Source organism: Bacillus sp. SIMBA_008, assembly GCF_046535495.1.
Lineage (GTDB): Bacteria > Bacillota > Bacilli > Bacillales > Bacillaceae > Bacillus > Bacillus subtilis.
Window position 1 is genome coordinate 1 of sequence record NZ_JAWRWL010001276.1, and the last position, 235, is coordinate 235.

Below are 235 nucleotides of genomic sequence, written 5' to 3' on the forward strand. Positions count from 1 at the left end.
CTTACTATATTATTATACAATATATGGAATGCATCCACCTTCTTTTTAAATTGCATTTACAAAATCTTTTTTATTTGTTTACAAAAATAAAGTAAGATACAGTATATATGAAAAAATAATAAAGGAATGAACGCGTTGTATATAACAGTAGAAGAAGCTGCGGAGTATTTGAATTTACCAAAGTCGTATATTGAAGAGCTAATTCAGCAAAAGAAAATTCGTGCACTATTTGATG

General features: G+C 26.8%; 1 protein-coding gene. It reads left to right on the forward strand.

Annotated features, from left to right (window positions below):
- Window positions 1–126: 126 nt before the first annotated feature.
- Window positions 127–235: excisionase family DNA-binding protein (locus SB658_RS27540; RefSeq protein ID WP_410603742.1), on the forward strand; the 109-nt coding region annotated here is incomplete at its 3' end.